Source organism: Streptomyces luteireticuli, from assembly GCF_041519305.1.
In the GTDB taxonomy this organism is placed as follows: domain Bacteria; phylum Actinomycetota; class Actinomycetes; order Streptomycetales; family Streptomycetaceae; genus Streptomyces; species Streptomyces luteireticuli.
Window position 1 is genome coordinate 7,729,553 of sequence record NZ_CP167927.1, and the last position, 12,175, is coordinate 7,741,727.

Annotated in this window: 13 protein-coding genes; 11 read left to right on the forward strand and 2 right to left on the reverse strand. The window is 71.2% G+C overall.

The features are described from left to right. Positions 1-35 precede the first annotated feature (35 nt). The 3 genes from AB8735_RS34715 to AB8735_RS34725 all read left to right on the forward strand — a co-directional run bounded on the left by AB8735_RS34715 (position 36) and on the right by AB8735_RS34725 (position 2,054). Entirely contained in the window at positions 36-368 is a 333-nt protein-coding gene (locus AB8735_RS34715) for a putative quinol monooxygenase (RefSeq protein WP_372411611.1), read from the forward strand. Positions 369-456: 88 nt separating this feature from the next. Continuing rightward, positions 457-1,215 (forward strand): IclR family transcriptional regulator, encoded by a 759-nt coding sequence (locus tag AB8735_RS34720; RefSeq protein ID WP_372411612.1) that lies wholly within the window; start codon positions 457-459, stop codon positions 1,213-1,215. Between the two features lie 209 nt (positions 1,216-1,424). Continuing rightward, positions 1,425-2,054: an acyl-homoserine-lactone synthase gene (locus AB8735_RS34725; protein ID WP_372411613.1), complete on the forward strand. Its 630-nt coding sequence runs from the start codon at positions 1,425-1,427 to the stop codon at positions 2,052-2,054. Between the two features lie 30 nt (positions 2,055-2,084). Here AB8735_RS34725 and AB8735_RS34730 read toward each other — a convergent pair whose 3' ends face one another. After that, on the reverse strand, positions 2,085-3,422 hold the full coding sequence (locus AB8735_RS34730; protein WP_372411614.1) for an alpha/beta hydrolase family protein: 1,338 nt from the start codon (positions 3,420-3,422) through the stop codon (positions 2,085-2,087). Positions 3,423-3,715: 293 nt separating this feature from the next. On the opposite strand from AB8735_RS34730, the gene AB8735_RS34735 reads away from it, so the two are divergent. Continuing rightward, complete coding sequence (locus AB8735_RS34735; RefSeq protein WP_344021021.1) at positions 3,716-4,201, forward strand: SRPBCC family protein; 486 nt, start codon at positions 3,716-3,718, stop codon at positions 4,199-4,201. A gap of 54 nt (positions 4,202-4,255) precedes the next feature. Here the strand turns inward: AB8735_RS34735 and AB8735_RS34740 are convergent, their stop codons facing one another. Further along, entirely contained in the window at positions 4,256-4,558 is a 303-nt protein-coding gene (locus tag AB8735_RS34740; RefSeq protein WP_199894719.1) for a hypothetical protein, read from the reverse strand. Positions 4,559-4,924: 366 nt separating this feature from the next. Between AB8735_RS34740 and argC the strand changes: the two genes are divergently transcribed. From argC to AB8735_RS34775, 7 genes are all read left to right on the forward strand, one after another. Continuing rightward, complete coding sequence (gene argC / locus AB8735_RS34745; RefSeq protein ID WP_372411615.1) at positions 4,925-5,950, forward strand: N-acetyl-gamma-glutamyl-phosphate reductase; 1,026 nt, start codon at positions 4,925-4,927, stop codon at positions 5,948-5,950. Next, a complete protein-coding gene (argJ, locus tag AB8735_RS34750; protein ID WP_372411616.1) occupies positions 5,947-7,098 on the forward strand; it encodes a bifunctional glutamate N-acetyltransferase/amino-acid acetyltransferase ArgJ in 1,152 nt (383 codons plus the stop codon). The genes argC and argJ overlap by 4 nt, the downstream gene beginning before the upstream one ends. Before the next feature lie 8 nt (positions 7,099-7,106). Continuing rightward, the gene (argB, locus tag AB8735_RS34755; RefSeq protein WP_372411617.1) at positions 7,107-8,015 is read left to right on the forward strand and encodes an acetylglutamate kinase; all 909 of its coding nucleotides are present in this window, start codon (positions 7,107-7,109) and stop codon (positions 8,013-8,015) included. Next, positions 8,012-9,208: an acetylornithine transaminase gene (locus tag AB8735_RS34760; RefSeq protein WP_372411618.1), complete on the forward strand. Its 1,197-nt coding sequence runs from the start codon at positions 8,012-8,014 to the stop codon at positions 9,206-9,208. The genes argB and AB8735_RS34760 overlap by 4 nt, the downstream gene beginning before the upstream one ends. A gap of 282 nt (positions 9,209-9,490) precedes the next feature. Next, entirely contained in the window at positions 9,491-10,846 is a 1,356-nt protein-coding gene (locus tag AB8735_RS34765; RefSeq protein WP_372411619.1) for a lysine N(6)-hydroxylase/L-ornithine N(5)-oxygenase family protein, read from the forward strand. A gap of 26 nt (positions 10,847-10,872) precedes the next feature. Beyond that, positions 10,873-11,100, forward strand: coding sequence for a phosphopantetheine-binding protein (locus AB8735_RS34770; RefSeq protein WP_372411621.1), 228 nt, complete (start codon positions 10,873-10,875; stop codon positions 11,098-11,100). A 37-nt stretch (positions 11,101-11,137) separates the two neighbouring features. Beyond that, entirely contained in the window at positions 11,138-12,124 is a 987-nt protein-coding gene (locus AB8735_RS34775; RefSeq protein WP_372411623.1) for an ABC transporter substrate-binding protein, read from the forward strand. The last annotated feature ends 51 nt before the right edge of the window (positions 12,125-12,175 follow it).

Sequence of the window (12,175 nt, forward strand, 5' to 3'; positions counted from 1 at the left end):
GGCCACCGACTCGGCCACCGGCAGAAAGCAAGATCATGATCTTCATCACCGTCAAGTTCCCCGTCCGTCCCGAGCGCAGCGAGCAGTGGCTCGACATCGTCCACGACTTCACGACCGCCACCCGCGCCGAGCCCGGCAACCTCTTCTACGAGTGGTCCCGCAGCGTGGACGACCCGAACGAGTTCGTCCTCGTGGAGGGCTTCCGGGACGGTGAGGCGGGCCGGGCCCACGTGGAGTCCGACCACTTCAAGAAGGCCATGGAGGACCTCTCCTACGCGATCGCCGCGAAGCCGAAGATCATCAGCGTCGAGCTCCCCGACCGCCAGGGCTGGGACCTGATGGGAGAGCTCTCGCCGCGCGAGGCGTGACGCCCCCCGCGGAGGCCGGGGGCCGGTGACCGGCCCGCCGCGGACACAGGCGACACTGGACGGGGAAGAACCGAAAGGAGCAGGCGTCATGCCAGGTCGGACCGGGCCGCGGGCAGCGGACCGCACCCTCGAGGTGCTGGAGATCGTCGCCGAGGCGCCTGCTCCGGTATCGGCCAAGGCACTGGCCCGCAGCCTCGGCTGCGCCCTGTCCACCGTCTACACCCTGCTCACGCCGCTCACCGAGCGCGGATATCTGGTCCGCACGGACGGCGGCTACACCCTCGGGTACCGGATCCCCGCCCTCCACCGCTCGTTCCAGCACCAGATGGGCCTGGACGACGGCATCCACGGGCTGCTGGCGCGGCTGCGGAACGCCACCCGCGCCTCGGCCAACTACGTGGCCTACCAGGGCGACGGCCTGCTGATCGCGGACATCAGGACCGCCGCTGTCGACGGCGACGAAGGCCCCGACCTCGCCGTCGGGGTCGACCCGCGCAGTCACGCCTGGGCCCACGGCAAGATCGCCCTGGCCTCCGCCGGGGCGGCGGCCCGCCGCCGCTATCTGGAAGAGCCCGGACTGCGCCGCTTCACCCCGCACACGATCGCCTCCGCGGAGCGGCTCGACGGGGAGCTGCGGCAGATCCGCAGGACCGGCGTGGCCCTGGACCTGGAGGAGGCGCAGGAAGGGCTGGCCTGCCTGGCCTCGCCCGTGCTCGGGGCGGACGGGTCCGTGATCGGCTCCGTCTCGCTGTGCGTCCGCCCGGACGACCTGCGCACCCGCCGGCAGCAGTTGATCGCCACCGTGCGGGAGACGGCCCAGGAGGCCACGCAGGTCAATCGGCGCTGACCCATGTCGACCGCGGGTGGGTCCGGGGCGGCAGCCGGCAGTCCACGGCGGTAGGTCGGCACGCCACAGCAGACTTGTGCAGAGGGGCCGTTCAGCACGTGGACAACCGTCACCTCTCCAAGATCAAGTAACATTCCGCTGTTATCACCCACTGTGTCCGTGCAATTCCTGCGCGGTGCTGAAGATCGAGGGCTTCCGTGCGAAGAGAAGTGAGCGGACGCACGGCGTACGAGGTGTTGACCGGCCGGCCCGGCGACCCCGGTATGACGCCCGCACTGCTGGAGCAGATGTTCCGGCTCCGCTACGAGGTCTTCCATCAGCGGCTCGGCTGGGAGGTCAGCGGTGAAGGCGGCCTGGAACGCGACCGGTTCGACGAACTCGACCCCGTTTACGTCATCGCAAGACACCGTGCCGACCACACGGTCGTAGGGTGTGTCCGCCTCTTGCCGACGACCGGCCCTTACATGCTGCGCGATGTCGACGCCTTCCGGCCCGCCCTCGCCGGCCACCCGGCACCCCGTTCTCCCCGCATCTGGGAAATCAGCAGACTGGCCGGCACATCACCGAACGGCCCCACAACGACGGCCGATGCAATATCCCGGCCTGCCGAGGCCGGACTCGGTCCCATACCGCGCGCCCTCCTGACGGCAGTTGGTGACTACGCGGCAGGCCATGGGATAGACAGATTCGTCACCCTTTCCGGACTCCGTGTGGAACGCCGCGCCAATGCCAGCGGTATCCCGAGCACCCGGCTGGGGATGCAACGGCCTACCCGTATCGGTACGGTGCTGTGCACCGCCTACAGCGTTTCCGCCACTGCATTGGCCGCACTTTCCTGAGAACTCCCGGGAAATGCCCGGCGGATTCCGCTACGGGAGCAGCAGGCCCCAGTACGCCGCCCATGGGATGAAGACCGCTCCGGCCGAGAGCTGGAGCCACAGGTGGGCGCGGGTTCCCGGGGCGAGCCCGGCGTGGTGGCGGTGGAAGGAGATGGCGGTAAAGGCCGTCGCTGCGACCGTTGCCGTGGCCAGGAGTTGGAGGAGCAGCCACAGGAGGGGGCGGCCCAGCAAGGTCGGGCCGACGAGGTTGGCTGCGGTCAGGGCCATGAAGGCGAAGTAGGCCAGGCAGCCCAGGACGGTCGTCGCGCCCAGTGCCGCGAGGGTGCGGGCGGGGCGGCGGGTGGGCAGGGGCGCGGTGCCGCGCAGGCGGCGGACGGCCGCCGCCACGGGGTGGCCGAGGAAGGCGAGGGCGAACAGGGCGAGCGCGGCGAGCTGGCCCCACCCGTTCTCGTACCAGGCCAGTGGCGCCAGTTCGCGGCTGGTGCCGTCCTGTTCGGGCCGCAGCGCGCCCGGGGCGACCGGCTCGCCCTTGACGAAGGCCGCCGCCATGTCCGCGCCGCCGGGCGCGAGCGGGTCCGGGCGGTCGAAGCCGTTGTCCGAGGTGATGTGCAGGTTGTGCCGGGCGTCCGGGACGAACCGGGTCAGGTGGTGACGGTTCCCTCCCCGGTCCAGGGCCGCGCCGATAATGCGTGCGCTCTCGGCCGGCGCGGCCTCGCGGTCCAGGGTGCCCCACAGGTTGAGCACGGGCTGCCCGACCCGCTCCCACACCGGCACGGGGTCGTACGTCGCCTCAGGGAACAGCCCCGCACCGACGAGTTGGCGAATGCCGGTGTCCTGCATCATCCCCGGCAGCGAGCCCCGAACCCCGCCATGCCGCAGGTACTGCCCGTACGCCCACGCCTGCTGCCGCGACGGCGACAGCCCCACGGCCCCCACGGTCACCACCTTCGCCACGTCCGCCGAGCGGGCGGCGGCCAGTGAGGCCACCCACGCGCCTTCGCTCAGCCCCCAGACGCCGACCCGCCCCGGGTCCACGTCGGCGCGGGCGCGCAGCGTCCGCACTCCGGCGAGGGCGTCTTCGGCCAGCACCGAGTAGTCCCGGTGGAAGGACGAGTACCCCTCCGTCCGCTTGTCGTAGATCAGGGTGACGATCCCGCGCTCCGCGAACGCCTCGGCCTGCAGGCGGAGTTCGGCCCTCTTGGTCGGCCCGGCTCCCGGGACGAGTACCAGGGCGGGGTGCCGCCCTGCCTGCCGCGGGGCCAGCACGGTGCCGTACAGCGCGGTGCCGCCGCTGCCGGCGAACGTCACGTCCGTGCCACGCGTCACCGCACCGGCGACCGGAGCGCCCCCTACGGTCACTACAGCCATGACGAGTACGGCGATGAATGCCAGTGCCCTCGGAGCTCTTACGGTGGGGTGGCGCACGGTTGTCCCTTCGGCGTTCGGCGGCGGGCTCGGCCGTCCGGCCCGCGTCCGCCATCAGGCTTTCACCGTGCGGTTTCATGATCCAGGGCCTTACCCGGTGTGCTCCGGGCAGGGGTTCCCCTCTGCCGGGGGTGGGGTTCTCCCCACCCTGCGGGCGGGGCGCGCTACCGTACCGGCGAGTAGGAGGGGCGGCCGTCCTGTGTGGTGCGGTCCTGCGTGGCGCGAGGGGAGAGGGCGTGGAGCGGCAGTGGAGCCTGGAGGAGAGCACGGTCGTCGACGCGCCGCCGATGGTCGTCTACCGGCTGGTGTCGGACCTGCGGAACATGGGGCGTTGGAGCCCGGAGTGCCGGTCCGTGTGGGTGCTGCGGCCTCCGGCGCGAACCGGAACGCGGTTCGTCGGATTCAACAGGCGTGGGCCGTTCGCCTGGTTCACCCTGGGGCAGGTGATCCAGGCGCGCCAGGACAGCGAGTTCACGTTCGACATCGGTGTCCTCGGACTGCCGATCGCACGCTGGGGCTATCGGTTCGAGCCGGAAGGCGAGGGAACGCGGATCACCGAGTTCTGGCAGGACCTGCGGACCGGCGGGTGGCGGGCCAGGGGTGCCGATCTGCTCGGGACCGTCTTCGCCGGGACGAACCCCGCCCGCCGGGTCGCACTCAACCGGGCCGGCATGCGTACCACTCTGGCGCGCATCGCGCAGACCGTGGTCTCCGGGGTCTGAGCCTGTGACGGCGGTCGCCCGGCGGTCCTGCCGGAGATGTCCGGGCATGGGCCGTCACCCGTCGGGATTGGCCTCCAGGCACGTCAGCTCGATCTCGTCGACGAGCGCCTCGTAGGTCTTGCCCGTGAGCTGGGCGACGTTCTCCATGCCGACGGCGGCCCAGCCGGCAAGGCTCATGACGAGCGACCGCAGTCCGTCCGTTCCATGCTCGGCCAGGACGTCGTCGGCGACGTACATCGCCTCCTCCGGCACCCGCTCGGCGGGCTCCAGGCCGACCACCGTCCGCAGCAGACCGACCGTCCGTCGGCTGATCTCCGGGGCGATCGCGCGCAGGCGGCGGTCCTCTTCCTCGTCCATGCTTCCCTCTCGGTCGGGCGACGACGGGGAGGTGTCTACCAGAAGGCGGCCGAGAGCTACCAGGCCGGAAGCGCGGCCGAGTTGGGGTCGCGGGAGAGCGGAATTGACGCCTCCAAGCTTTGTCCTGCGGTGCTGGGTGAGCGGTCTCACTCAGGAGGGTGAATCTGTGCCGCCTGTCGCGGGGGCTCGCCTGGCGGGTGGGGTGGGAGGGGCGGGGGTGTACGTGATCGGTAAGGTTAGCCTAAGCTAATCCCGGTCCGGGTGGTGGGAGCCTGCCGTACCTCGTCCGAGAAACGTCGAAGCCGTCGGTGATCCCGGCCGCCACGACCGGGAGACGCAGGCCGACGAACGACCCAAGGACGGGACATGGTGCGCATAGCTGTAGCGGGCGCGAGCGGATACGCGGGCGGTGAGGTGCTACGGCTGTTGCTGGCGCATCCCCACGCCGAGATCGGCGCGCTGACCGCGGACTCCAACGCCGGCCGGACGGTGGGGGAGGTGCAGCCCCACCTCGCCCCGCTCGCCGACCGGGTCCTGGAGAAGACCACCCCGGAGGTGCTGGCCGGTCACGACGTCGTCTTTCTCGCGCTGCCGCACGGCGCCTCCGCCGCCATCGCGGCCGACCTCGGTCCTGACGTTCTTGTCGTGGATTGTGGGGCGGATTTCCGGTTGGTGGATGCGGGGGAGTGGGAGCGGTTCTACGGGTCCGCGCATGCGGGGACGTGGCCGTATGGTCTGCCGGAACTGCCCGGTGGGCGCGAGGTGTTGGTGGGGGCGCGGCGGATTGCCGTTCCCGGGTGTTATCCGACGGCGGTGTCGTTGGCCTTGTGGCCGGTGTATGCGGCGGGGTTGGCGGAGCCGGAGGCGGTGGTCGTGGCGGCGTCCGGGACGTCGGGGGCGGGCAAGGGGCTCAAGCCCCATCTGCTCGGCAGTGAGGTGATGGGGTCGATGAGTCCGTACGGTGTCGGGGGTGCACATCGGCATACCCCGGAGATCGTGCAGAACTTGTCGGCCGTCGCCGGGGAGCGGGTGGGCGTCTCCTTCACGCCCGTGCTCGCGCCCATGCCGCGCGGGATCCTCGCCACGTGCAGTGCGAAGGCGCGGGACGGTGTGACGGCCGGGGCCGTGCGGGAGGCGTTCGGGAAGGCGTACGGGGACGAGGCGTTCGTCAGGTTTCTCCCCGAGGGGCGGTGGCCGGTGACGGGGGCTGTGGTGGGGTCGAACGCGGTGCAGGTGCAGGCGGTGCTGGACGAGGCCGCGGGCCGGATCGTGGTCGTGAGTGCGATCGACAACCTGACGAAGGGCACCGCGGGTGGCGCGGTGCAGAGCATGAACATCGCCCTCGGTCTTCCCGAGGGTCTGGGTCTTACCACCATGGGAGTGGCGCCATGAGCGTGACGGCAGCACAGGGGTTCACGGCGGCGGGGATCGCCGCCGGGATCAAGGAGAGCGGCAGCCCCGACCTCGCCCTGGTGGTCAACCAGGGACCGCGCCTGGCAGCCGCGGGTGTCTTCACCGCCAACCGCGTCAAGGCCGCTCCGGTGCTGTGGTCGCAGCAGGTGCTCAGGGGCGGGCAGGTGGCCGCCGTCGTCCTCAACTCGGGCGGTGCCAACGCCTGCACCGGCCCCGAGGGCATGAAGGACACGGAGGCGACGGCGCAGAAGGTCGCGGACGCGCTGGACTGCGCCGTGGGTGAGGTCGCCGTGGCGTCGACCGGGCTCATCGGGGTCCGGCTGCCGATGGACCGGCTCCTGCCGGGCATCGAGAAGGCCGCGTCCGAACTCTCCCCGCACAGCGGTGAGAAGGCGGCCATCGCCATCAAGACCACGGACACCGTGCACAAGACGGCTGTGGCCAAGGGCGAGGGCTGGACGGTCGGCGGCATGGCCAAGGGGGCGGGGATGCTCGCGCCGGGGCTGGCGACGATGCTCGTCGTCCTGACCACCGACGCCGACGTGGACCCGGCCGGGCTGGACGAGGCACTGCGCACCGCGACCCGTACCACCTTCGACCGGGTCGACTCCGACGGCTGCATGTCCACCAACGACACGGTCCTGCTGCTCGCTTCGGGCGCGTCCGGGACGACTCCCGCCCTCGACGCGTTTGCGGAAGCCGTCCGCGCGGTCTGCGACGACCTGGCCCGTCAGCTCATCGGGGACGCCGAGGGCGCGAGCAAGGACATCCGTATCGAGGTGGTCAATGCCGCGAGCGAGGACGACGCCGTCGAGGTCGGCCGTTCCATCGCCCGCAACAACCTTCTCAAGTGCGCGATCCATGGCGAGGATCCCAACTGGGGCCGGGTGTTGTCCGCGATCGGCACGACCTCCGCCGCCTTCGACCCGGACCGGCTCAACGTCGCGATCAACGACGTCTGGGTCTGCCGCAACGGCTCCGTCGGCGACGACCGCGACCTCGTCGACATGCGGGACCGCCAAGTCCGTATCACCGCCGATCTGGCCGAAGGTGACGCGTCCGCCGTCATCTGGGCCAACGACCTCACCGCCGACTACGTCCACGAGAACAGCGCCTACTCCTCATGAATCCGGACATGAACCCCACCCACATACCCAAGGCCCGTACCGTCATCGAGGCGCTGCCCTGGCTGCGGCGTTTCCACGGGAAGACCGTCGTCATCAAGTTCGGCGGCAACGCGATGATCGACGACGAGCTCAAGGCCGCCTTCGCCGAGGACATGGTGTCCCTGCGGTACGCGGGGCTGCGCCCGGTCGTCGTCCACGGCGGTGGCCCGCAGATCAGTGCGGAGCTCGACCGGCACGGCATCGCCTCCGAGTTCAAGGCCGGGCTGCGGGTCACCACGCCCGAGGCGATGCAGGTGGTCCGCATGGTGCTCGCGGGGCAGGTGCAGCGCGAGCTCGTCGGACTGATCAACCGGCACGGGCCGTTCGCCGTCGGCATGACCGGTGAGGACGCCCACACCATGACGGCCGTGCGGCGCATGGCCGAAGTGGACGGCGAGGCGGTGGACATCGGGCTGGTGGGGGACATCGTCTCCGTCGACACCTCCACCATCGAGGCGTTGCTCGACTGCGGCCGCATCCCCGTCGTATCGCCCGTCGCCCGTGGTGCCGACGGCGAGATCTACAACATCAACGCCGATCTCGCCGCCGCCGCGCTCGCCGGGGCGCTGGGCGCGGAGAAGCTGGTGGTCCTCACCGACGTCGAGGGGCTCTACGCGGACTGGCCCCGCAGCGACGACGTCATTCGCCGGCTGACGGTGAGCGAACTGGAGGCGATGCTCCCGGGGTTGGCGAGCGGCATGGTGCCCAAGATGGAGGGCTGTCTGCGGGCGGTCAGGGGCGGGGTGGAGACGGCCCACGTCCTGGACGGCCGTGTTCCGCATTCGCTGCTGCTGGAGGTGTTCACGGACGAGACCGTGGGGACGGCGGTCGTGCCCGACCCGGTGCTCGCCGCCGCCGAGGAGGTGATGCCCGTATGAACGACCGCATGAACGACCGGGACCTGACCGCGCGTTGGCGCGGCGCCATGATGGACACCTACGGCACCCCGCCGCTGACGCTGGTGAGCGGATCGGGGGCGACGGTCCGGGACGCGGACGGCCGGGAGTACACCGACTTCGTCGCCGGCATCGCCGTCAACGCCCTCGGGCACGGCCACCCGGCGGTCGTGGAGGCGGTGGGCGAGCAGATCGCCCGGCTCGGCCATGTCTCCAACCTCTATATGGCGGAGCCTCCCGTGGCGCTGGCCGAGCGGCTGCTGGGGCTGGCGGGCCGGGAGGGCAGGGTGTTCCTGTCCAACTCCGGTGCCGAGGCCGTGGAGGCGGCCTTCAAGATCGCGCGGCGGACCGGGCGTCCCCATATCGTCGCGGCGCAGGGCGGCTTCCACGGGCGCACGATGGGCGCTCTCGCGCTCACGGGACAGCCCGCCAAGCAGGAGCCGTTCCTGCCGCTGCCCGGTGGCGTGACGCATGTGCCGTACGGGGACGTGGAGGCGCTGCGTGCCGCGGTGACCGAGCGGACGGCGGCCGTGGTCCTGGAGCCCGTCCAGGGGGAGAACGGCGTGGTGCCGGCCCCGCCGGGCTACCTCCGCGCCGCCCGGGAGATCACCGCGGCCACCGGGACGCTCCTGGTGCTGGACGAGATCCAGACCGGCATCGGGCGCACCGGGCACTGGTTCGCGCACCAGGCCGAGGACGAGGGCGCGGAGCCGGACGTGATGACGCTGGCGAAGGGCCTGGGCGGCGGTCTGCCGATCGGCGCCACGGTCGCCTTCGGCACGGCCGCCGGACTGCTGGCCCCCGGTCAGCACGGCTCCACCTTCGGCGGCAACCCCGTCTCCTGCGCCGCCGCCCTCGCCGTTCTGGACACCGTCGAGAAGGACGGACTGCTGTCCCACGTCCGGCGCGTGGGGGAGCGGCTGCGGGCGGGTGCCGCGGCGTGCGGGCATCCGCTGCTGCGCGAGGTGCGCGGTGCCGGGCTGCTGCTCGGGCTCGTTCTCGCCCGGCCGGTGGCGCGGGAGGTGCAGCGGGCCGCGCTGGAGGCGGGCTTCCTGGTGAACGCGGCGGCTCCGGACGTCGTCCGTCTGGTGCCTCCGCTCGTCGTCACGGAGGAGCAAGTGGACGCGTTCGTGCGGGCGTTGCCGGGGCTTCTGGAGGCTGCCGACGGCAGCTGAGCGGGGCGCCGGACAGGGCCGGGCGGAGCGCGGGACAGCGCTCCGCCCGGCCCTTGTCTTCACCGGGGAGGGGTGTCGGCGGGCCGTCAGGAGGGTCCGGTGGGACGGAAACCGACTCCCCGGACTTGCCACTGACCTGGCGAGATAGTTAGGTTAGGCATACCTAAGCATTTGTGGTCCTGGGTCGCCTCACCGGCCCAAGGCCCGGCCAACAGGTTCCCATGGCCCGGCCAGGAGGCGGAAGGGCCCGTCGGGACCGAGCGGCACAACGAGAGGACGAGCATGTCGGCACGGCGCGGGGAGACCGCGAACACGGCGGGTGGCCCCATCGAGGATCTGGTCGGCATAGGCTTCGGCCCCGCCAACCTCGCCCTCGCCATCGCGATCGAGGACCACAACCGCCGCAACCCCGGCAGCGCCATCCACGCGGGCTTCCTGGAGCGCCAGGAGAGCTTCGGCTGGCACCGGGGCATGCTCCTCGAAGGCGCCACCATGCAGGTGTCGTTCCTCAAGGACCTTGTCACCATGCGGGATCCCAGCAGCCGCTTCTCGTTCCTGCGCTACCTCCAGGACCGCGGCCGGCTCGCCGACTTCATCAACCAGAAGACCTTCTTCCCCACCCGGGTCGAGTTCCACGACTACTTCGAGTGGTGCGCCGCCGAGTTCGCCTCCGCCGTGGACTACGGCCGCACCGCCGTCACCGTCCGCGCCGAGGCGGGCGACGGCCCGGTGGAGAGCGTCGAGGTCGTCTCCCGCTCCGTCGCCGACCCGGCCGACGAGACCGTGCGCCGCACCCGCAACCTCTCCCTGGGGACGGGCCTCACCCCCCGCCTCCCGGAGGGCGTCCGCCTCGGCGAGCGCGTCTGGCACAACCGCGACCTGCTCTTCCGCGCCGGCGAGCTCACCGTCCGGCCGCACCGCCGCTTCGTCGTCGTCGGCGCGGGCCAGTCCGCCGCCGAGAGCGCCGAGTACCTGCACCGCACCTTCCCCGACGCCGAGGTCTGCGCCGTCTTCTCCCGCTACGGCTACAGCCCCGCCGACGACAGCCCCTTCGCCAACCGCATCTTCGACCCCGCCGCGGTCGACCACTACTTCGACGCCCCCGAGGACGTCAAGCAGGGCCTGCTGTCCTACCACGCCAACACCAACTACTCCGTGGTGGACGGCGAGTTGATCGAGCAGCTCTACCGCACCACCTACCAGGAGAAGGTCCGGGGCCACGAGCGGCTGCGGATCCTCAACACCACCCGGCTCACCGCCGTCGAGGACATCCCGGGCGGCGCCCGCGCCGTGGTCCGCTCCCTGACCTCCGGCGAAACCTTCACCCTCGACTGCGACGCCGTCGTCCTCGCCACCGGCTACCGCCCCGCCGACCCCCGTGAACTCCTCGGCGACCTCGCCGCCGAGTGCCTCACCGACGAGCACGGCCGGCTGCGCGTGGACCGCGACCACCGGGTGATGACCACCGACCGCGTCCGCGTCGGCATCTACGTCCAGGGCAGCACCGAGCACACCCACGGCATCACCTCGTCGCTGCTGTCCACCCTCGCGATCCGCTCCGGCGAGATCTGCGACTCGCTGCTGCTGCGCCGCACCGAACGGGACGTCCTGGCCGGCCGCGACGCCGCCACCGTCTGAACCCGCCCTTTTTCCCGAGGAATTCGATGCCCACCGCTACTCTCGACGACCTGCGCAACGACGTCGCCGACGTCCTCGGCGAGGACCCCGCCGACCTCCCCTTCGACGAGGACCTGCGCGACCTCGGCCTCGACTCGATCCGCCTGATGACCCTGGTGGAGCGCTGGCGCGCCCGCGGGCTCACCGCCGACTTCACCGAACTGGCCGAGGCCGAGCCCACCCTGACGGGCTGGCACACGCTGCTCACCGCCTGAACCACCCCGACGTCCGTCGACCCGCTCAAGGAGAACCATGAACACCCGTGCCGTCGCCCGGCGCCCCCGCCGCGCCGCCGCGGCCGTCCTCGCCGCCGCCGCCCTGCTGACCGTCACCGCGTGCGGCAGCGACAAGTCCGATGACGCCAAGCCCGCGGCCGGCGACGGCAAGGAGCGGGTGATCGAGGCGACCAACGGCAAGATCACCGTCCCGGCGGACGCCAAGCGCATCGTCAGCCTCTCCTACGCCACCGGCGCCCTGCTGGATCTGGGCGTCGAGCCGGTCGGCACCAGCGCCATCGACGAGAACAACCCCATGGAGCTGCTGCCCTCGCAGGTCGAGAAGGCCAAGAAGATCACCTCGATCGGCTCGGGCATCGAGACCAACATCGAGAAGGTCGCCTCCCTCAAGCCCGACCTCATCATCGTCGAGGGCGCCAGCGCCTTCGACTGGAATATCAAGCGGCTCGAGGGCATGGGCATCCCCACCCTCTACTTCGGCATCAAGACCCCCGGCGACCTCTACGCCGCCCAGGAGAAGATCGCCAAGGCCGTCGGCAAGGAAGATGTGTTCGCCAAGCTCAAGGCGGACTACAAGGCCAAGGCCGACAAGATCAAGGCCACTTACGGGGACAAGCTCAAGTCCAAGAAGTGGGCCATCGCCTCCTCCTACGGCAACGGCGAGTTCATGGTCGACACCCGCACCTCCTGGGTCGGCCGCATCCTCGCCGACGTCGGCGTCTCCTTCGCCAAGGCCGCCGACGAGGGCAAGGACCACGAGGTGACCTACTCCATGGAGAAGATCAACGTCCTCTCCGACGCCGACGTGATCCTCGTCCCGAAGGCGTTCGCCACCGGCGAGGTCCCCAAGGAGACCAAGGAGCTCCAGGACAAGCCCTCCTGGAAGCTGCTGAAGGCCGCCAAGGACAACCACGTCCTCCCCGTCACCTACGCCACCAGCGACCGCTACGGCACGTCGATCGACGTCCTCGACCAGATCGAGAAGATCGCCAAGGGCCTCTAGGCCCCCTGTTCGCCCCGGCCCGTCGGAACCCCCGCCGGGCGGGCCGGGGCA